17 protein-coding genes and 1 tRNA gene are annotated in these 20348 nt (G+C 68.8%); 10 read left to right on the top strand and 8 right to left on the bottom strand.

The annotated features are described in order from the left end of the window. Window positions 1–126: 126 nt before the first annotated feature. The 3 genes from U9J39_RS05910 (at window position 127) to U9J39_RS05920 (ending at window position 1832) form a co-directional block, all read left to right on the top strand. Window positions 127–438 (top strand): hypothetical protein, encoded by a 312-nt coding sequence (locus U9J39_RS05910; protein ID WP_326346738.1) that lies wholly within the window; start codon window positions 127–129, stop codon window positions 436–438. Window positions 439–602: 164 nt separating this feature from the next. Continuing rightward, window positions 603–1505, top strand: coding sequence for a lipid A hydroxylase LpxO (gene lpxO, locus U9J39_RS05915; RefSeq protein WP_115706358.1), 903 nt, complete (start codon window positions 603–605; stop codon window positions 1503–1505). Window positions 1506–1574: 69 nt separating this feature from the next. Further along, window positions 1575–1832 (top strand): putative hemolysin, encoded by a 258-nt coding sequence (locus tag U9J39_RS05920; RefSeq protein ID WP_326346739.1) that lies wholly within the window; start codon window positions 1575–1577, stop codon window positions 1830–1832. A gap of 25 nt (window positions 1833–1857) precedes the next feature. On the opposite strand, the gene U9J39_RS05925 is transcribed toward U9J39_RS05920, so the two are convergent. Next, entirely contained in the window at window positions 1858–3363 is a 1506-nt protein-coding gene (locus U9J39_RS05925) for a sensor domain-containing diguanylate cyclase (protein WP_116313244.1), read from the bottom strand. Between the two features lie 180 nt (window positions 3364–3543). After that, window positions 3544–4980 (bottom strand): aminotransferase-like domain-containing protein, encoded by a 1437-nt coding sequence (locus U9J39_RS05930; protein WP_326346740.1) that lies wholly within the window; start codon window positions 4978–4980, stop codon window positions 3544–3546. A gap of 175 nt (window positions 4981–5155) precedes the next feature. On the opposite strand from U9J39_RS05930, the gene U9J39_RS05935 reads away from it, so the two are divergent. Together U9J39_RS05935 and U9J39_RS05940 are read left to right on the top strand one after the other, a co-directional pair. Then, window positions 5156–5527, top strand: a complete 372-nt coding sequence (locus U9J39_RS05935) for a hypothetical protein (protein WP_326346741.1) — start codon at window positions 5156–5158, stop codon at window positions 5525–5527. A gap of 67 nt (window positions 5528–5594) precedes the next feature. Continuing rightward, window positions 5595–7220, top strand: coding sequence for an NAD(P)/FAD-dependent oxidoreductase (locus tag U9J39_RS05940; protein WP_115708697.1), 1626 nt, complete (start codon window positions 5595–5597; stop codon window positions 7218–7220). On the opposite strand, the gene U9J39_RS05945 is transcribed toward U9J39_RS05940, so the two are convergent. Then, window positions 7217–8500: a TIGR03862 family flavoprotein gene (locus U9J39_RS05945; RefSeq protein ID WP_326346742.1), complete on the bottom strand. Its 1284-nt coding sequence runs from the start codon at window positions 8498–8500 to the stop codon at window positions 7217–7219. The two genes, U9J39_RS05940 and U9J39_RS05945, sit on opposite strands and share 4 nt — an antisense overlap. Before the next feature lie 91 nt (window positions 8501–8591). On the opposite strand from U9J39_RS05945, the gene U9J39_RS05950 reads away from it, so the two are divergent. After that, window positions 8592–9203 carry a DUF1415 domain-containing protein gene (locus U9J39_RS05950; RefSeq protein ID WP_326346743.1) on the top strand — a complete coding sequence of 204 codons (612 nt, stop codon included), beginning with the start codon at window positions 8592–8594 and terminating at the stop codon, window positions 9201–9203. Here the strand turns inward: U9J39_RS05950 and U9J39_RS05955 are convergent, their stop codons facing one another. Then, entirely contained in the window at window positions 9204–10046 is an 843-nt protein-coding gene (locus U9J39_RS05955) for a class I SAM-dependent methyltransferase (protein ID WP_115708701.1), read from the bottom strand. A gap of 188 nt (window positions 10047–10234) precedes the next feature. Here U9J39_RS05955 and U9J39_RS05960 point away from each other — a divergent pair, with 188 nt between their 5' ends. Further along, window positions 10235–11848, top strand: a complete 1614-nt coding sequence (locus U9J39_RS05960; RefSeq protein ID WP_326346745.1) for a DUF342 domain-containing protein — start codon at window positions 10235–10237, stop codon at window positions 11846–11848. Window positions 11849–12129: 281 nt separating this feature from the next. Here the strand turns inward: U9J39_RS05960 and U9J39_RS05965 are convergent, their stop codons facing one another. Next, window positions 12130–13242: a CapA family protein gene (locus U9J39_RS05965; RefSeq protein WP_326346746.1), complete on the bottom strand. Its 1113-nt coding sequence runs from the start codon at window positions 13240–13242 to the stop codon at window positions 12130–12132. Between the two features lie 226 nt (window positions 13243–13468). Between U9J39_RS05965 and U9J39_RS05970 the strand changes: the two genes are divergently transcribed. The 3 genes from U9J39_RS05970 to U9J39_RS05980 all read left to right on the top strand — a co-directional run bounded on the left by U9J39_RS05970 (window position 13469) and on the right by U9J39_RS05980 (window position 16227). Next, entirely contained in the window at window positions 13469–14857 is a 1389-nt protein-coding gene (locus U9J39_RS05970; RefSeq protein ID WP_116313247.1) for an FAD-binding oxidoreductase, read from the top strand. 129 nt (window positions 14858–14986) lie between these two features. After that, entirely contained in the window at window positions 14987–15904 is a 918-nt protein-coding gene (gene ppk2, locus U9J39_RS05975) for a polyphosphate kinase 2 (RefSeq protein ID WP_115708707.1), read from the top strand. A 68-nt stretch (window positions 15905–15972) separates the two neighbouring features. Next, window positions 15973–16227, top strand: coding sequence for a hypothetical protein (locus tag U9J39_RS05980; RefSeq protein ID WP_115708709.1), 255 nt, complete (start codon window positions 15973–15975; stop codon window positions 16225–16227). Between the two features lie 40 nt (window positions 16228–16267). Here the strand turns inward: U9J39_RS05980 and U9J39_RS05985 are convergent. The 3 genes from U9J39_RS05985 to pepN all read right to left on the bottom strand — a co-directional run bounded on the left by U9J39_RS05985 (window position 16268) and on the right by pepN (window position 20316). Next, window positions 16268–16343: transfer RNA gene (locus tag U9J39_RS05985), tRNA-Thr, on the bottom strand. 145 nt (window positions 16344–16488) lie between these two features. After that, window positions 16489–17505, bottom strand: coding sequence for a class 1 fructose-bisphosphatase (locus tag U9J39_RS05990; RefSeq protein WP_018006958.1), 1017 nt, complete (start codon window positions 17503–17505; stop codon window positions 16489–16491). A gap of 99 nt (window positions 17506–17604) precedes the next feature. After that, window positions 17605–20316 carry an aminopeptidase N gene (pepN, locus tag U9J39_RS05995; RefSeq protein WP_326346748.1) on the bottom strand — a complete coding sequence of 904 codons (2712 nt, stop codon included), beginning with the start codon at window positions 20314–20316 and terminating at the stop codon, window positions 17605–17607. Window positions 20317–20348 lie beyond the last annotated feature (32 nt).

Genomic DNA, 20348 nt, shown 5'->3' on the forward strand with positions numbered 1-20348 from the left:
CCCCCCCCCCCCCCCCCCCCCCCCCCCCCCCCCCCCCCCCCCCCCCCCCCCCCCCCCCCCCCCCCCCCCCCCCCCGCTGCTTTAGCTTTGTTTCGAGTGTGACGTCACCTCGCCAGGAGTCTGCCCATGACCGAAGACACCCTGCTGCAACTGATGACGGAAGTCGAGAAGGAAGACCCGATCGACTACGCCGACCTGCCGTTCGACGACGCCGCGCTGCGCCGGCTGGCCTGCCGCCTGATCGCCGAGCGCTCCAGCGAGCTGGAAGCGTCCGGCCTGCCGGTGGAGGCACTGCTGGCCACGATGTGGGCCTCGACCGCCAAGCTGGTGCTGGAGAACCTGGTGCTCAACGCGCGCCTGCTGACGCTGCAGGGCCAGCCCGACGACGCGCGCGCGCTGATCGAGCGCATCGCCCGCCAGTCGCGCGGCGACGTCTGATTCGCTGCTTTCAGGCGCAACCACGCGGCGCGGTCGTCGGCCCCTCTCGTGTGCCGCAACCGTCGCAAAGTGCGATGGTCCAGCCATTTCGCTAAAATACCGGTTTTCACCCGGCCGGGCCGCGGCGTGCCATGCGGCGGAGGCGGCTGACCAGGAGGATTTCGGTGATCAAGTGGATAATCGTCGCGGGCTACCTCGGTGCCATCCTGTATGTGCACTTCCGCGGCAAGGTGCGCCTGCGCCTGTGGCGCCAACTGCTGGACCATTCGGCCCTGGTGGCGCCGATCAACTGCTTCATGTACGCGTTCTCGGGCGTGCCGCGCACCCCGTATATCCCGGTCGACAGTTTCCCCGACCTGGAAAAGCTGCGCGCCGCCTGGCCGGAGATCCGCGATGAAGGCCTGGCCCTGGCGGCGATGCGCAAGATCAAGGCTGCCGACAAGAACGACGACGCCGGCTTCAATTCCTTCTTCAAGTACGGCTGGAAGCGCTTCTACCTGAAGTGGTATGAGGCCCAGCATCCGTCGGCCGAGCAGCTGTGCCCCAAGACCGTGGCGCTGCTGCGCGAGCTGCCCACGGTCAAGGCGGCGATGTTCGCCGAGCTGCCGCCCGGCGGCAAGCTCAATCCCCACCGCGACCCGTTTGCCGGCTCGCTGCGCTATCACCTGGGGCTGGCCACGCCCAACGACGACCGCTGCTTTATCGAGGTCGACGGCGAGCGCCACAGCTGGCGCGACGGCGAAGGCGTGGTGTTCGACGAGACCTACCTGCACTGGGCCGAGAACCGCAGCGACGCCAACCGGCTGATCCTGTTCTGCGATATCGAGCGCCCGATGCGCTACGGCTGGGCCGCGAAATTCAACCACTGGATGGGCCGCAAGGTCATGACCGCGGCCAGCTCGCCCAACGACGAGCACGACCAGACCGGCATGATCAACCGGCTGTTCCGCTTTGTCTGGCTGGGCGGCCAGTATCGCCGCCGCTTCAAGGCCTGGAACCGCCAGCTCTACTACGTGGCCAAGTTCGGCCTGATCGTGCTGGGCGTGGGTTTGATCGTCTACCTGTAAGCAGCAAGAGAGCCGGCGCCAGCCGGCTCTTTCGTTTTGCGGACCTGTTTGCTCCTGCCGGAGATGCCGATGCGCCTTGTTCCCGTAGCCCTCGGGCTGGCGGCCAGCCTTGCCGCGGCCGCCTGCACCACCGCGCCCGCCGAGCGCCCCGCCAGCACTGGTGCCGCCATCGGCATGGCCAACCCCGCCTCGGTCAATTGCGCGCAGCGCGGCGGCAAGCTGCAGATCGTGTCGACGCCGGCGGGCCAGACCGGCATCTGCACTTTCCCGTCGGGCAAGCAGTGCGAGGAATGGGCGCTGCTGCGCGGCGAGTGCACGCCGGGCTGAGGCGTCGCGCCGTAGCGCCCGGCCTTCAGTCGCGGCGGCGTTCGTTGGCGAGCGCGGCGTAGTGGTCGCGCTTGGCCTGGTACATGCGGCTGTCGGCCAGCTTGACGGTGTCGCCGAGGCGTTCGCCTGCCTGGCAGGTGGCGAGGCCGATGGAGAAGCTGAGCCGCGTGCCGGGGTAGAACTGGTTGTTCAGCTCCACCACCTTGCCGATCTGCTCGACCACGGTGGCGGCGCCGCGCTCGTCGCGGCCGGGCAGCAACACCATGAACTCGTCGCCGCCGGTGCGCGCCACGCAGGCCTGCTCGCCCACTGCCTTCTTCAGCACCTCGCCGGTGCGGCGCAGCAGGCTGTCGCCGTCGGCGTGGCCGAACTGGTCGTTGACGACCTTGAGCCCGTTCAGGTCGACCGCCACCACGCTGACCGGCCACGGGCCCTTGCGGCCCAGCCGCGCCAGTTCGTCCTCATAGTAGGCGCGGTTGTAGAGCTTGGTCAGCACGTCGTGCTTGCCGAGGAACTCGACATAGGCTTCGGCCTTCTTGCGCGCCGTGATATCGGTCAGCGACACGAGCACCTGGTCCCAATCCGCCTCGCGCCCGGGGAACACCGACCACTGCATGAACACGTCGACGGCGCGGCCATCGAGCGCGTAGTTGATGACCTCGCGCTGCTGCCACAGCCGGCCATGCCACAGGTCGATCAGCTGCTCGGCAAAGTGGATGCGCATGTCGTCGCGGAACACGTCGCCGAGCCGCGACAGCAGCGTGGCCTTGCTGTCGGCGCCGAACATCAGCAGGGTCTGCTGGTTGACGTCGAGCACGCGGATTTCCTGCATGCAGCGCGAGACAAAGTCAGGGTGGACGTTGAGGAAGGTGCGGAAGTCAGTGATGCCGGCGGCGCGCACCTCGTCGATCAGCACCTTGACCGCGCTGAAGTCCTCGACCCACAGCGACACCGGCGAATGCTCGAACAGGCCCAGCGCATACTGCTCGCTGCGGCGCAGCTCGCGCTCGCTGCGCAGGCGCGGGGTGATGTCCTTGATCGACAGCAGCACGCGCTCCCAGGTCTGTTCGTGCCCCGGCATCACCGTGGCCTCGAGCTGGATGTCGAGCCGCGCGCCGTCCAGCGCGTAGTTGACGGTCTGGCTGGCAAAGCCGTTGGCGCCGTCCCACAGCTGGCCCAGTTCTTCGACATGTTGCTCGAACATGTCGTCGCGGAACACGGTGTCGAGGTTGGCCACCAGGTCGTCGAGGTCGGCCGCGCGGAATAACTCGAGCGTGCGCCGGTTCACCGCGATCACGCGGATCAGCGCGGAACACTGCGCCACCCGCCGCGGATCGTCGCGCAGGTGCGCGCGCAGGTCGGTGATGCCCTGCTGCCGCCATTGCGCGAAGCACTCGCGCACCGCACTGAAGTCTTCCAGCCACAGCGACACGGGTGCCAGCTGGAACAGGGCCTGGTAATCGTCGGGAAGGGTGCGGGTGGGGTCGCCGCTACCTTTGCCGGCGGATGGCGCCACGGATGTACTGGTCAAGGCCATTCTCCTTGTTCTTGTTGCAGGCGCGCGGCGGCCGTGGGCAACCGATGCGAGCGGGGCCGCCGGGGACCAGCCGGGCAGCCGCGTGCGCGCCAGCGCACTAGGATAGGCGAGCGGCCGGTAAAAGGGGAGGGTTGTTGCAAAACGGCGCCGGCCCGGGCGCCGGCCAACTCGGCTTCAGCCCGCCAGCCGCTGCACGATCGTGGCGAGCGTGCCGAGCGCGCGCTCGATCTGCGCCGAGCGTGGCGCGCCACAGTTGATGCGCAGGCAGTGGTCGAAGCGCCCCGCGTTGGAAAACATGACGCCCGGCATCACGCGGATGCCGGCCTGCAGCGCCTGGTCGAACACCGCCTCGGACGAGACCTGCGCGGGCAGCTCCACCCACAGGTGCATGCCGCCGCGCGGCGCGCCCAGCCGCGTGCCGGCGGGAAAGCTGGCGGCGATGGTTTGCGTGAACCATTCGCGCTGCCCGCGCAGCCGCGTGCGCAGCCGGCGCAGGTGGCGGTCATGCGCGCCCGACGCCAGGAAATCGGCGGCGGCCATCTGCGACAGCATCTCGTTGGGCCGCGACAGCCCGAACTTCAGCATCTCGACGCGCGCCTGCCACTTGCCCGCGGCGATCCAGCCCAGCCGCATGCCGGGCGCCAGCACCTTGTGCAGCGACGCGCAGTGGATCACGTTGCCGCTGCCATCCCAGGCCTTGGCCGCGGCCGGCGGCGCGTCGCTGTCGGCGGTGGCCGAGAAGCAGTCGTCCTCGATCAGCGCGATGCCGCGCGTCTCGCACCATTGCACCAGCCGCGCCTTGTGCGCGTCGGGCATGATGCAGCCGAGCGGGTTCTGCAGGTTCGGCACCACCGCGACCGCGCGGATGTTGTCGTAGTGCTGCGCCGCCAGCTCCAGCGCCTCGAGCGAGAGGCCGGTCTGCGGGCTGCACGGGATTTCCAGCGCGCGCATGCCCAGGCTTTCCAGGATCTGCAGCAGGCCGTAGTAGGTGGGGGACTCCACCGCGATCACGTCGCCGGGGCCCGCCACCGCGCGCAGGGCCAGGTTCAGGGCCTCGGTGCAGCCGTTGGTGATGACGATCTCTTCCGGGGCCAGCTGCACCCGGCTGCGCAGCGCCTGCCGTGCGATCGCGGCGCGCAGCGGCTGGTAGCCGTCGGGCTCGACGCCCTCGCCGAACAGCTGCGGATGCCGGCGCCGCGCGCGCGCCGCTGCACTGCGCAGGGCCTCGGTCGGGTACAGCGCGGGCGCGCAGTAGGCGCCGCCCAGGTTGGTGTGCACGTGCTCGTGCTGGCCGCGCGCGAGCAGGCCGGAAATGCGCTGGTGGATGCCGACATACTGGGCCGGGTCGGGCAACGCGGCGGCGGGTTCGGACAGCGCGGCCAGTGCTGCGCGCCGCGGCGCGGCAACGAAGTAGCCGGAACGCGGCCGCGCTTCGAGCAGGCCGTCGCTTTCCAGTTGCCGACAGGCCTGCAGCGCGGTCGACAGGCTTACGCCGTGCAGCGCCATCAGCGCGCGCACCGACGGCATGCGGTCGCCGGTGGCGAGCGTGCCGGAGTCGATGGCGCGGCGGTAATGGCCGGCAAGCTGGCGATAGAGCGGTGTGGTGTCCATGGCGGCATGGTGGCGTGTCGGGCCGCATCGATACAGATACAGAGGCGGGGGCGCTGTATCGTAACAGGCGGAAATCCTGGCTGCTGTTCCGGTCGCCGCGATGCGGCCTTGTGCCTGCCGCGCGCGCGAGGCGGTCGATAGGCTGGAGTCCTGTGCCAGCTACCGGAGTCCTGCCATGCCAAGCGATCTCGACTACACCCCGACCGTGATGCCACTGCCGGCCGGCCAGGTCCTGCGGCTGCATGTGGCGGCCGGCACCGTGCTGCACGCCACCGCCGGCGAGATGGCGCTGGCCGGGCCGATGCAATGGCTCGCCGGCCACTGCCACATGCCGCAGCGGCGTCTGCGCGCGGGCGACACCTGGATCGTTCCAGCGCGCGGCTGGCTGACGGTGTCGGCGAGCCGGGGCGGAGCGTTATCGGTCACGGTGCCGCCGGGTTGGCTGGCTCGGTTGCGGGCGTGCCTGGTATTGCCCTGGCACCGTCCGCGCCCGGCCGCCGGGCCGGCTCCGCTGCGGATTCCCGACCCGACGCGCCAAAGACGATAAAATTGCGCTCCGGCCGGCCTGGCACATTGGTGTGCCCAACCCCCCGGCCGCAGTTCCCGGGTTCCCCATGCTACGTCTAAGTGAAGTCAAACTCCCGCTCGACCATACCGAAAGCGACCTCGACGCCGCCGTGCGCGCCGGTGCCGCGCAGATCGGTGTCAAGGGAGACGGCCTGATCGGCTATACCGTATTCCGCCGTGCCCACGATGCGCGCAAGCGCTCGGATATCAAGCTGACCTACATCATCGATATCGAGGTGAGCGACGAGGCCGCGGCCATCCGCCGCATGGCCGGCAAGCCGAACTGGAGCGTGACGCCCGACATGGCGTACCACTTCGTCGCGCGCGCGCCGCAGGGCGGCACGCATCCGCGCCCGGTGGTGATCGGCATGGGCCCGTGCGGGCTGCTGGCCGGCCTGATCCTGGCGCAGTCGGGCTTCCGCCCCATCATCCTGGAGCGCGGCAAGGAAGTGCGCGAGCGCACCAAGGACACCTTCGGCCTGTGGCGCAAGAGCGTGCTCAATCCCGAGTCGAACGTGCAGTTCGGCGAAGGCGGCGCCGGCACTTTCTCGGACGGCAAGCTGTACAGCCAGATCAAGGACCCGAAGCACTATGGCCGCAAGGTGCTTAACGAGTTCGTGCGCGCCGGCGCACCGGAAGACATCTTGTTCAAGGCGCGCCCGCATATCGGTACCTTTCGCCTGGTCAGCATGGTCGAAAAGATGCGCGCCGAGATCATCGAGCTGGGCGGCGAGATCCGCTTCGAGACCCGCGTCGACGACATCGATATCGATGGCGGCCAGGTGCGCGGCCTGACGCTGTCCAACGGCGAGTATCTCGAGGCCGACCACGTCATCATGGCGGTGGGCCACAGCGCGCGCGATACCTTCCAGATGCTGCACGAGCGCGGCGTGTTCATGGAGGCCAAGCCGTTCTCGCTGGGCTTCCGCATCGAGCATCCGCAGGGGCTGATCAACCGCAGCCGCTTTGGCAAGTTCGCGGGCAACAAGCTGCTGGGCGCGGCCGACTACAAGGTGGTGCACCACTGCAGCAACGGCCGTTCGGTGTACAGCTTCTGCATGTGCCCGGGCGGCACGGTGGTGGCGGCGGCATCGGAGCCCGGCCGCGTGGTGACCAACGGCATGAGCCAGTACAAGCGCGCCGAGCGCAATGCCAACGCCGGCATCGTGGTCGGCATCACGCCGGAAGACTACCCGGGCGGCCCGCTGGCCGGCATCGAGTTCCAGCGCAAGTGGGAAGAGCGCGCGTTCGAGCTGGGCGGCGGCAACTACAATGCGCCGGGCCAGCTGGTCGGCGACTTCATCGCCGGCCGCGCGTCGACGTCGCTGGGCTCGGTCGAGCCTTCGTACAAGCCGGGCGTGACCCCGACCGACCTGAGCACGTCGTTGCCCGACTACGTGATCGAGGCGATCCGCGAAGGCATTCCCGAGATCGACAAGAAGCTGCCGGGCTTCGCGCTGCATGACGCGGTGCTGACCGGGGTGGAGACGCGCACCTCGTCGCCGCTGCGCATCCGCCGCAACCACGACGACTACCAGAGCATCAACGTCAAGGGCTTGTACCCCGCGGGCGAGGGCGCGGGCTATGCGGGCGGCATCTATTCCGCGGCGATCGACGGCATCGAAGTGGCCGAGGCGGTGGCGCTCAGTATCGTCGGCGGCAGGGCGGTTTAAGCCTGCGTCCTGAGATAAGCCGCGGCTCCCAGCGCCGCGGTGCGGCCGCTGGCGAAGCATGCCGTCAGCAGGTAGCCGCCGGTGGGCGCTTCCCAGTCCAGCATCTCGCCCGCGCAGAACACGCCGGGCACGGCGCGCAGCATCAGGCTGGCATCCATCGCTTCGAAGCGCACGCCGCCGGCGCTGCTGATGACTTCGTCGATCGGGCGCGGGCGCAGCACGCGCAATGGCAGCGCCTTCAGTGACAGGGCCAGCGTGCCGGGATCGAGCATGGCGTCGCGGGACAGGCATTCGCGCAGCAGGCCGGCCTTGACGCCGGTGATGCCGAGCCGGCTCTGCAGGTGGCTCGACAACGAACGCGAGCCGCGTGGATGCTCGACCTGCGCACTGACCTGTTCGGCGCTGTGCGACGGCAGCAGGTCGAGATGGATGGTGGCCTCGCCATCGGCTTCGATGCGGTTACGGATCGGTGCCGACAGTGCATAGACCAGGCTGCCTTCGATGCCGTCGCGGCTGATGACGAATTCGCCCTGGCGGTAGTGCGCGTGTCCGTCACGGTCATTCAGCGCGATTGCCACCGGCTTGACCGGCGCGCCGCCAAAGCGCGCGGCAAAGTCCTCGCTCCATGCCACGTCGAACCCGCAGTTTGCGGGACGCAGCGGCGCGATCTCGACGCCGCGCCCGGCCAGGCGCGGCACCCATGCGCCATCGGACCCCAGCCTGGCCCAGCTGGCGCCACCCAGCGCGAGCACCACGGCGCGCGCGCGCACGACCGTGTTGCCGTGCGGCGTGGCAAAGCGCAGCGCATGCCGGGCGCCGTCATCGCCGTCTCCATCGTCCCAACCCAGCCAGCGATGCCGCATATGGAACTGCACGCCCGACTCGCGCAGCCGGTGCAGCCACGCGCGCAGCATCGGCGCGGCCTTCATGTCGGTGGGGAAGACGCGGCCGGAGCTGCCGACGAAGGTCTCGATGCCAAGCCCATGCACCCAGTCGCGCAGCGCCTGCGCGCCGAAGTCCGCCAGCATCGGCGCGAGTTGCCCGGTGCGCGCGCCGTAGCGGCCCAGGAAGGCCGGCTCCGGCTCGGCATGGGTCAGGTTCATGCCGCCCTTGCCGGCCATCAGGAACTTGCGGCCGACCGACGGCATCGCGTCATAGAGGGCCACGCTGGCACCCTGCGCCGCCAGCACTTCGGCGGCCATCAGGCCGGCCGGGCCGCCGCCGATGACGGCAACGTCGGGAGTGGCATGGTCAGGGGCGGGCATGGCGGCAGAGGGCATCGGCGGGGCTCGGCAGGACAGGGGGTGTTTCCGCCGCGGATTATAGAGCCTGCGGCAGCGCTAGAATGACGGTTTGCCGCACCTTGCCATCATGTCTTCCGCCACGCACTCCGCCAGCCAGCCCGACGATGCCGTCATTGCCGCCACCCGCCATTGGCTGGAACGCGCGGTGATCGGGCTCAACCTGTGCCCGTTCGCCAAGAGCGTGTACGTGAAGGAGCAGGTGCGCTATGTGGTCAGCGCTGTCACCGAGGCGCCCGATGTGATGGATGACCTGGAGCGCGAACTGCGCCTGCTGGCCGATGCCGATCCGGCGCAGATCGACACCACCCTGCTGATCCTGCCGCACGCGGTGGCCGATTTCCTCGACTTCAACGACCTGCTGTACTTCGCCGAACGCCTGCTCGCCAGCCTGGGGCTGGAAGGCACGCTGCAGATCGCCAGCTTCCATCCGCACTACCAGTTTGCCGGGACCGAGCCGGACGATATCGAGAACTACACCAACCGCGCGCCGTACCCCATCCTGCACCTGCTGCGCGAGGATTCGATCGCGCGCGCGGCGGCGGCGTTTCCCGATGCGGCTGACATCTACGAGCGCAACCAGGCGGTCATGCGGCGCCTCGGCCACGAGGGCTGGCGACGCTGGATGGCGGGCGAGGCTGAACCCGGGACCGAGTCAGGGTCCGAGTCCGGGAAGCCGTAGTTACGCCACCGCTGCCGGCTCGGTGAAGAAGCGCTCGCGCAGCTCTTCCAGTCCCAGCCGCCCCAGCACCTCTTCCAGCCGCTCGGCCGGACGCCGGCGCGGCAGGTCCTTGTACTGCGCGATGATCAGCTCGTTCTTCATCGAGTGTTCCCAGCCGACCAGCTCGGTCACGCTGACCTGGTAGCCGTGCGCCTCCAGCTGCAGGCAACGCAGCACGTTGGTCACCTGGCTGCCGAACTCGCGCGTATGCAGCGGGTGGCGCCAGATCTCCGTGAGCGGATTGCCCGCCAGCAGCTTGCCCTTGTGCTTGCGCAGCACGCCTGCCACCTCGGCCTGGCAGCACGGCACCAGTACGATGTGCTGCGCGCGCTTGGCCAGCGCGAAGCGGATGGCGTCGTCGGTGGCGGTATTGCACGCATGCAGCGCGGTGACCACGTCGACGGTGGGCGGCAGCTGCGGCGAGGTGATCGAGTCCGCCACCGACAGGTTCAGGAACGACATCCCCGGAAAACCCAGCCGCGCCGCCAGCGCCTGCGAGGTCTTCACCAGTTCTTCGCGGGTTTCGATGCCATAGATGTGCGAGTCGTCCTGCAGGGCCTTGAAGAACAGGTCGTACAGGATGAAGCCCAGGTACGACTTGCCGGCGCCGTGGTCTACCAGCGTGACGCGGCCGCGCGCGGCCTTGACTTCCTGCAGCAGCGGTTCGATGAACTGGAACAGGTGGTAGACCTGCTTGAGCTTGCGCCGGCTGTCCTGGTTCATCTTGCCGTCGCGGGTCAGGATATGGAGTTCCTTGAGCAGCTCGATGGACTGGCCGGGGCGGATTTCGTGGGTATTTGACATGGAGGGGACTGCACAGGCTGCGGAGCGCGGCGCGCTCCGGAATGGCGACAGTTTACCGAAAAGTCGGCCGGCGGCCGCCGGGGCTTGCCGTGTGCGCTAAAGTTCCCGGCGCGCCTGCCGTTGGTGATGAATCGATAACAAGCAGAGCGCCGGCTTGCGCCGTCGCCGCCAGACGATTCAGGGGACGCATGACGCATGAATCGGGACTGCGCCTGGAGCTTGCCGAGCCGGGCGAACAGGTGCATGCACGCTACACGCCGCAGCCGGGCCGGCTGCCGCCGGACCTGGCCACCCTGCAGCAGTGCCTGGAGGGGTTGGGCTGGTCCGGCGCGCGGCTGGATGCGCGCGCGGTGGCGCAGTTCCTGGCGCAATGCCAGCGGGCCGAGCATGAGATCGACGCCACCATCGGCGCACTGGTCGACGGCGCGTTCGAGCTCGACATCACCGCCGACGGCCTGGCGGTGCGGCTGACGCTGATGCCGCCGGAGGGCGGCCGGCCGGTCAGCGCGGACGAGATCCGCCGCGCCGTCGCGGAGCGCGGCGTGGTGGCGCCGATTCAATCCCTCGCGCTGGACGCCGCGCTGGCCGAAGGCGGCTGCGAGCTGCGCACCATTGCCGCCGGCATGTCGCCGCGGCAGGGCGAGCCGGCGCGCTTCATCAACCTGCTGGAGCCACGCAAGCCGGCGCAGCGCGACGACGATGCCGGCAAGGTGGACCTGCGCGAGCTGGGCAACCTGCTGCTGGTCAGCCCCGGCACGCCGCTGATGCGGCGCATTGCGGCGGTGCCGGGCCATGCCGGCGTCGACGTGTTCGGCCAGCCGATCGCCGCCGATCCGGTCGACGACCCGCCGTTTGCCGAGGGCCTGACCGGCGCGGCGACCGATGCGGACGACCCCGGGCTGCTGCGCGCGGTGATAGCCGGGTCGCCGGTGGTCGGGGTCTACGGCATCTCGGTCAGTCCCGTGGTGCAGGTGGAATCGGTGGACCTGCACTCCGGCAACGTGGCGTTCGATGGCACGCTGCGCGTGTCGGGCGACATCCGCACCGGCATGTCGGTCAACGTCAGCGGCGACGTGGTGGTCGAAGGCACCATCGAAGCCGCCAGCGTCGAGGCCGGCGGCAACGTCATCGTCAAGGGCGGCATTATCGGCAAGTCGGAAAGCGCCCATGCCGAAGGCGGTATCAGCCGCGCCAGCGTGCGCTGCAAGGGCGCGGTGAAGGCGCGCTTCATCGAGAATGCGGTGGTCGAGGCCGGCACCGAAGTCACCGTCGACAGCGGCATCCGCCAGAGCGATGTCGCCGCCGGCCAGCGCATCGTGGTGGGCGGCACCGGCGTGCAGGGCAGCATCAGCGGCGGCCGCAGCCGCGCCTTGCTGGCGGTGCGCGCCGCGGTGCTGGGCGCGCCGGCCGGCACCGCCACCAGCATCCAGGTCGGCCTCAATCCCTATGCCGACGCCCAGCGCGCCGCGCTCGAGGCCGAGCGCCGGCGCATGCTGGAAGAGCAGAACAAGGTCAGGCAGCTGGTGGACTTCTTTGCCAAGCACCCGGAGCGCGCCGTCGGCGACCTGCGCGAAAAGGCGCGCGCGACCCTGTTCAAGCTGTCGCGCGACCTGTTCGAGCTGGAGGCGCGCCTGACCGACCTGGGGCAGCAGATGCAGCCCGCCGCCGAGGCCGTCATCGACGCCCCGCGGCGCATCCATGGCGGGGTCACCCTGCAGGTGGGCAGCCGCGTGCTCAAAGTGATGGAAGACAAGCCCGGTGGCCAGATCCGGCTGGTCGACGACCGCATCATGGTCGGCTGAAGCGTGCGCTTCGTTGATCCCGCTTTGATCCGCGGGGATTTGTACTATCCTGCAGGTATGTCCTGGGGTGCCGCAGGATGGGCGACCGAGCTAGCGTTGGGCAATGAATGCAGAAGCGGATCAGCACTCTGTGGAAGCGTTACACCGAACCGACACACGTGGCACTTGAATGAACGGGAAGGCCAGCCATCGCGCTGGCCTTTCTGTTTTTGCGCCGGCCCTTTTGCAAGTGCGGGCAAGCACCGGCAAGTACAGGAATCGTGGCAGGGTAGGCTTGCGGCTCATGCCGCCCATAGCCGCAACTCGTGCAGTCCGCTGCGCGCCACGCGTGTGCCAAGCGCGCGTCCCTGTGCTTCGAACATGGCTTGCAGCCATGCCATGTCGACTTCGCGCGCATACGCCAGCCGGAAGTGGCTGCGCCGCAAAGGCACCAGCCGCAGCTCCGCACTGCCGCCGCCAGCGAAGCTGACGAATGCCATCAGCGCCAGGTCGGGGCGGTAGCTATCGTATCCGCCAATGCCCTCGTAATCGTTGATGAAGTCGCCGCAGCCATACAGGATAGGCTTGCCGGCATGCAGCTCGATGCCGAGCGGATGGTGCGAGGAATGCCCGTGCACGATGTCGATGCCTGCATGCTCGACCACCGCGCGGGCGAAGGCGCGCTGCGCGGGGTCGATGTGGTAGCCCCAGTTCGGGCCCCAGTGGATCGACAGCACCATGACATCGCCTGGGCGCCGCAGTTGGCGCGCCTGCGCGGCAATGTGTTGCTGCGAGGCCGCGGACCAGTCGTCCAGCAGGTTCACGCCCGAGTGCCCGGCGGTGGCGCGCCACGCCGCCGGCGTGCCGGCGTTAGTCATGGCGAAGGCGAGCACCACCACGCGACCGCCGCCGGGCCGAGGCAGCACTGCGGCGCGTGCCGCGCTGGCCTCGTCGGCGCCGGCCCCGGCGTGCGCGATGTGCGCCCCGTCCAGCGCGTCCAGCGTATCGGCCAGGCCCGCGCGGCCCCAGTCCAGCACATGGTTGTTGGCGAGGACCGCGCAGTCGATGCCGGCGGCCTGCAGGCAATCGACGTTGCGCGGATGCATGCGGTAGTGCACGGACTTGCCGGGCCAGGCATCGTTGCTGGTGGTGATGGCGGTTTCCAGGTTGGCGATGCGCGGCCGCGCGGCGCGGCTTGCCAGTTCCGCCAGCGCATCGCCCCACGGATAGTCCGACCCGGCCGGGCGTGCGATCGGGCCGGCCTTGCGTTCCGCCAGGCGCACGTAGTCGAGCGCGCAATGCACGTACGATTCATGCAGCAGCGGCTGGCTGGGATGCGCCAGGATCTGGTCGATGCCGCGACCGGTCATCACGTCGCCGCACAGGAACAGGGGAGGTTGGCTGGCAGGGTCCATCGTGCAGGCGCACGGCGCGCGGGCACCGTGCCGCCGTGCCTCCATGATAGGCCGCGCGGCCACGGCTGGATCCGGGCCCCACCCGCGGAATGCGCCGCGCGCAGCGCGCATTTACATTCGCGCGGTGCCTGCCTTAAATGATGAAGTCATCGGTCCTCGTGGCCATTTTTTTGCTCCTGACGCCGCGTGTCGTCCGATGTTCACAATCAGCATCGGGAGGCAGATCATGGCCCAGCCATCGCAGGAACATATTGAAGCACTTAAGGCGCAGTTGCGCGGACGCTTGCTGCAGCCGGGCGACGGCGGCTATGACGACGCGCGCCGGATCTGGAACGCGATGATCGACCGCCATCCGCAGTGGATCGTGCAGGCCGCAGGCGCCGCCGACGTTGCAGCGGCGGTGAACTTCGCGCGCGAGCATGGGGTGCTGCTGTCGGTACGCGGCGGCGGCCACAACATCGGCGGGCTGGCGATCTGCGAGGGCGGCATGGTGCTGGACCTGTCGACGATGCGCTCGGTGCGCGTCGATCCCCACGCGCAACGCGCGTGGGTGGAGCCGGGCGCCACGCTGCGCGACTTCGACCATGAAGCGCAGGCGCAGGGCCTGGCCACGCCGCTCGGCATCAATTCCACCACCGGCGTGGCCGGGCTGACGCTGGGCGGCGGCTTCGGCTGGCTCAGCCGCAAGTTCGGCACCACGGTCGACAACCTGGTGTCGGCGCAGGTCGTTACCGCCGACGGCAAGCTGGTGCGCGCCAGCAGCGACGAGAACGCCGATCTGTTCTGGGCACTGCGCGGCGGTGGCGGCAACTTCGGCGTGGTGACGATGTTCGAGTTCCGCCTGCATCCGGTCGGGCCGCAGGTCTATGGCGGACTGATCGTCTATCCGCTGGAGCAGGCCGCCAGCGTGCTGCCGGCCTATCGCGAGCTGTATGAATCGATGCCCGACGAGCTGACCGTGTGGGTGGTGCTGCGCCAGGCGCCGCCGCTGCCGTTCCTGCCGCCCGAGGCGCACGGCAAGCCGGTCGCGGCGCTGGCGATCTGCTATATCGGTCCCCCGGACCAGGGGCCGCAACTGGTGGAGCCGCTGCGCCAACTTGGCACCCCGTATGGCGAGCACCTGGGGCCGATGCCGCTCACCGCGTGGCAGCAGGCTTTCGATCCGCTGCTGACGCCGGGTGCGCGCAACTACTGGAAGTCGCATAACTTCGCCGGGCTGGACGACGGGCTGATCGCGATGCTGATCGAGCAGATCGGCAAGCTGCCGTCGCCGCAATGCGAGGTCTTTATCGGCGCCATGGGCGGGCAGACCAACCGCGTCGCGCCCGACGCCACCGCCTACGCCAACCGCGATGCCAAATTCATCATGAACCTGCACGGGCGCTGGGACAGTCCCGCGGACGACGACCGCTGCATCGGCTGGGCGCGCGAGGTGTTCCGCGCGGCCGCGCCGTTCGCGCTCGGCAGCGTCTATGTCAACTTCCTCACGCAGGAGGAGGTGGACCGCGTCGGCGCTGCCTATGGGCCGAACTACGAGCGGCTGGTGGCAGTCAAGCGGCGCTACGATCCCGACAACCTGTTCCGCCATAACCACAACATCAATCCCGCGGGCTGAAAGGCGGCGTATCGCGTGGCGGGCCGCATGGGGCAGGGGGCAGGGCCGCCTGCTCCGCCTTCACGCGGCTGCAATACGGCCATGCCAGCATCGCCGCGACCGCGTTGTATCCACAGGGAGAGCAAGCAGATGAGACCGGGTGAAGCAGAGCTGGTGCGGCGCATCCACAACGAGGTGGCCGACTACTACGACGAAGAGATCGAACTGGAACTGGACGATCGCGAGGCCAGCGAGGCCTTTGGCGATCCCGTGCACCTGGACGATCAGGCCGAGCAGGACAGCCGCCGGCGCTATTTCCGCGAGCTGTTCCGGCTGCAGGGCGAACTGGTGCGGCTGCAGAGCTGGGTGGCCGCCACCGGGCACAAGGTCGTGATCCTGTTCGAGGGGCGCGACGCCGCCGGCAAGGGCGGCGTGATCAAGCGCATCACCCAGCGGCTGAACCCGCGGGTCTGCCGCGTGGCCGCGCTGCCCGCGCCCAACGACCGCGAACGCACCCAGTGGTATTTCCAGCGCTACGTCGCGCACCTGCCCGCCGCTGGCGAGATCGTGCTGTTCGACCGCAGCTGGTACAACCGCGCCGGCGTCGAGCGCGTGATGGGCTTCTGTACCGACGACCAGTACGAAGAGTTCTTCCGCTCCGTGCCCGAATTCGAAAAGATGCTGGTGCGTTCCGGCATCCAGGTAATCAAGTACTGGTTCTCGATCACGCATGACGAGCAGCGCCTGCGCTTTCTCAGCCGCATCCATGATCCGCTCAAGCAGTGGAAGCTCAGCCCGATGGACCTGGAATCGCAGCGTCGCTGGGAAGACTACACGCGGGCCAAGGAGATCATGCTCGAGCGCACCCACATCGCCGAGGCGCCGTGGTGGGTGGTGCAGGCCGACGACAAGAAGCGCGCGCGGCTGAACTGCATCCATCACCTGCTGAGCCTGGTGCCGTATGCCGAAGTCGAGTCTCCCACGGTGGTGCTGCCCGGCCGTGAACGCCACGAGGATTACGTGCGCCAGCCGGTGGCGAAGGAGATGATCGTGCCGGAGGTGTACTGAGCGGCGCAGCGCGCCTAGGGTATCCACGGGGTGCGCCATCGGCCCCATGCCGGAGGCGGCTACCTATAATGAAAGCGGCCACCCCGACATCCGCGGCGGCCGTGATCGTGGAACTGCTAGCTTTCTGGGCGGCCATGCTTGCCGCCTATCTCCTGATGAAGCGTGCCGGCTGCTTCAGCCAGCCGGTGCTCTATCCCGATCTGGAACACCCCTTGCGCTACTGGTGGGCGCAACGGCTGGGGCGCCAGCCGGCGCCATTGCCGCCACCTGATCCGCCCCCATCATCGCCGGAACGCGCGCAACAAAAAACCCGGAGAGCGTGACGCTGTCCGGGTTTGCGCGGGCTGGGCCCTGGAATTCTGGTGGTGCCGAAGAGAGGAATCGAACCCCCGACCTTCTCATTACGAATGAGCTGCTCTACCGACTGAGCTACTTCGGCAACATGTTCCGGCGATCTGGAACAGCCCGCAATAGTAGCAGCGTTTTCCGGCCTTGTGAAGCCCTTTTGTGTCGCCGGTGCCATCCGGCGCCGGCACGAAAAACGGGGCGCGGCGCGCCCCGTTTCAGGCTGGCCGTGGCCGGAATCAGGCCTTGGCTTGCGCTTCCTGGTGGTAGCGCGTGACGCGCTCCACCTCGTTCTTCGAGCCCAGGATCACCGAGACGCGCTGGTGCAGTTTGGTCGGCTGCACGTCGAGGATGCGCTGCTCGCCGTTGGTGGCGGCGCCGCCGGCCTGCTCGACCAGCATCGCCATCGGGTTGGCTTCGTACATCAGCCGCAGCTTGCCGGGCTTTTCCGGCTCGCGCTTGTCCCACGGGTACATGAAGATGCCGCCGCGGGTCAGGATGCGGTGCACGTCGGCGACCATCGAGGCCACCCAGCGCATGTTGAAGTTCTTGCCGCGCGGGCCTTCGTCGCCAGCCAGGCACTCGTCGATGTACTTGCGCACCGGCGGGGCCCAGTGGCGCATGTTCGACATGTTGATGGCGAATTCCTTGGTGTCTTCCGGGATCGTGACGTTGGACTGGGTCAGCACGAAGCTGCCGGCCTCGCGGTCCAGCGTGAACATGTGCACGCCGTTGCCGACCGTCAGCACCAGCGTGGTCTGCGGGCCGTACACGGCGTAGCCGGCCGCGACCTGGTGCGTGCCGGGCTGCAGGAAGTCGGCCTCGGTCACGGTCTGGCCGGGCTTGGGCATGTGCAGCACCGAGAAGATGGTGCCGATGGAGACGTTGACGTCGATGTTCGACGAGCCGTCGAGCGGGTCGAACATCAGCAGGTATTCGCCCTTCGGGTAGCGGTTGGGAATCTCGTAGAACGATTCCATTTCTTCCGACGCCATCGCGGCCAGGTGGCCGCCCCATTCGTTGGCGTCGAGCAGCACTTCGTTGGCGATCACGTCCAGCTTCTGCTGGGTTTCGCCCTGGACGTTGCCGGTGCCGGCCGAGCCCAGCACGCCGGCGAGGGCGCCCTTGCTGACGGCGTTGGAAATGGCCTTGCAGGCTCGCGCGACCACTTCGATCAGCAGCCGCAGTTCGGGCTGGATCGTGTTGTGCTTGCGCTGTTCCTCGACCAGGTAGCGGGTCAGGCTGATGCGAGTCATGGTTGGTTCTCCTTGGATGGCCGCAATTCTACATGCCCGGCCGCGCGGGGCCGGGCATCGGGGGCGTGGGCCGGGCTGCCTGTCCCGTCGCCGGCGCGCTCAGCCGGCCAGCGCCTTGCCAACGATCTCGCGCACGTCGCGCGACAGCGTGCTGCAGGCGGCAACGCGTTCCAACTCGGCGCGCATGCGGTCGCGCAGCGCCAGTTCGTATTTCTGCCAGCGGTCCATCACCCGCGCCAGGCGCGCCGCCACCTGCGGGTTGATGGCGTCCAGCGCCAGCACCTGGTCGGCCCAGAAGCGGTAGCCCGAGCCATCCTCGGCGTGGAACTGCGCGGGGTTGCCGGAGCAGAAGCTGAAGATCAGCGAGCGCGCGCGGTTGGGGTTGCGCAGGTTGAAGGCGGGATGCTCCATCAGCGCGCGCACGGTGTCGATGGTGCGCTTGCCGGCGTGCGGGCCACCGGCCTGCGGGCCGACGCTGCCGCGCTGCATGCCCTGCAGCGAGAACCACTTGTCGATCACCAGCGGGTCGTCTTCGAAGCGCTGGTAGAAGTCCGCCAGCGCGTGCTCGCGGCCGGGGGCGAAGCTGTTGACCAGCGCCGACAGCGCGGCGAAGCGGTCGGTCATGTTGTCGGCGTGCTGGTACTGCTGGTCGGCCAGCGCCTGCATCGCGGCGTCGCCGCTGTCGGCCAGGTAGCCGAGCGCGAGGTTGCGCAGCGCGCGCTTCGCCGCCGAGGCGGCATCGGGCGAATACGGGCCCGGCGTGGCATTGGCTTCATAGGCGGCCAGCCAGTCGGCCTGCAGCGCGCGCGCCAGGCCTTCGCGCATGAACTGGCGCGCGCGGTGGATGGCGGCGGGATCGGCCACGCCCATGCGCTCGGCCAGGTAGGCCTCTGCCGGCAGCACCAGGGCCTGCTCGCGGAAGGCGGGGTTGAGCGTGTCGTCGGTCAGCACCGCGCGCATGGCGCGCACCAGCGCGGGATCGAGCGTGAGCTCGCGCCCGGCCTGCACGTCGGCCACCAGCTGCAGCAGCGCGCGCGTGGCCAGGCGCTGGCCGGCTTCCCAGCGGTTGAAGGCGTCGCTGTCGTGCGACAGCTGGAAGGTCAGCTGCGCGTCGGTGTACTCGGCATCGACGATCACCGGCGCGGAAAAATTGCGCAGCAGCGACGGCAGCGGGGCCTGCGCGCCGCGCGGCAGGTTGATGAAGCGGAAGCTCTGCTCGGCCTGCGTGAAGTCGAGCACGCGCGTGGTGCCGGCGGGCGCGCTCTCGCCCTCGAGCTGCAGCGGCAGGTCGTTGCCGTCCGCGCCCAGCAGGCCGAGCGCGAACGGGATATGGAACGGCTGCTTGTCGGGCGTGCCGGCGCGGGTCTCGATGCCGACCTTGGGGCAGCGTTGCGTCAGCGTCAGCGTCAGGCTGCCATCGTCGCCGTTCCACGCGGTGCGCGCGGTCACCACCGGCGTGCCGGCCTGGCTGTACCACAGCCCGAACTGGGTCAGGTCGCGGCCGTTGGCATCGGCCATGGCGGCGCGGAAGTCGTCGCAGGTCACGGCCTGGCCGTCGTGGCGCTGGAAGTACAGGTCCATGCCCTTGCGGAAGCCTTCGCGGCCGAGCAGGGTCTGGTACATGCGCACGACCTCGGCGCCTTTCTCGTACACCGTGACCGTGTAGAAGTTGTTGATCTCTTCGTAGCTGTCGGGGCGCACCGGATGCGCCATCGGGCCGGCGTCCTCGGGGAACTGCACCTGGCGCAGCACGCGCACGTCCTCGATGCGCTTGACCGCGCGGCCCGATTCCGAACCCATCATGTCGGCCGAGAACTCCTGGTCGCGGAACACCGTCAGGCCTTCCTTCAGCGACAGCTGGAACCAGTCGCGGCAGGTCACGCGGTTGCCGGTCCAGTTGTGGAAGTACTCGTGGCCGACCACCGCCTCGATATTGGCGAAGTCGGTATCGGTGGCGGTCTGCGCGTTGGCCAGCACATACTTGGTGTTGAAGATGTTCAGGCCCTTGTTTTCCATCGCGCCCATGTTGAAGTCGCCCACGGCGACGATCATGAAGCGCTCCAGGTCCAGTTCCAGCCCGAAGCGCTGCTCGTCCCAGCGGATCGAATGGACCAGCGAATCCATCGCATGGCGGGTCTTGTCGAGGTCGCGCGGCTCGACCCACACCTGCAGCAGCTTGTCCTTGCCGGAGGCGGACTGGATCCGTTGCTCGATGCATTCGAGCTTGCCCGCGACCAGCGCGAACAGGTACGACGGCTTGGGGAACGGGTCTTCCCACACGGCTTCGTGGCGGCCATCGGGCAGTTCGCGCTGGCTCACCAGGTTGCCGTTGGACAGCAGCACCGGATAGGCGGCGCGGTCGGCGCGCAGCGTGACGCGGTAGGTCGCCATCACGTCGGGGCGGTCGAGGAAATAGGTGATGCGGCGGAAGCCCTCGGCCTCGCACTGGGTGAAGAAGTTGCCGTTGGACACATAGAGCCCCGACAGCGTGGTGTTGGCCGCGGGCTGGCAGGCGGTGGTGATTTCCAGCGTGCCCTGCGCCGGCAGGCCGGGCAGCGTCAGCGTGCCGCCGTCCTGGGTGGCGTTGGCCACCGGTTTGCCGTCCAGGCTGACGCCGATCAGTTCGAGTTCTTCGCCGGCCAGCACCAGCGGCGCGTCGGGCGCGCCCGCCGTGCGCGCGAAGCGCAGCGTGCTGGTGACCACGGTGCGCTGGGGATCGAGTTCCAGCACCAGTGCAGCGTGGTCGATGGCGAACGGTGGCGGGGTATAGTCCTTGCGATAGACGGTAACGGGCGTGTCGGTGCGCAGCATGGAAGGATCCTGTCTTCGGAAGACCGTTAGGA

The organism is Cupriavidus sp. SS-3, from assembly GCF_035818815.1.
GTDB lineage: Bacteria > Pseudomonadota > Gammaproteobacteria > Burkholderiales > Burkholderiaceae > Cupriavidus > Cupriavidus taiwanensis_C.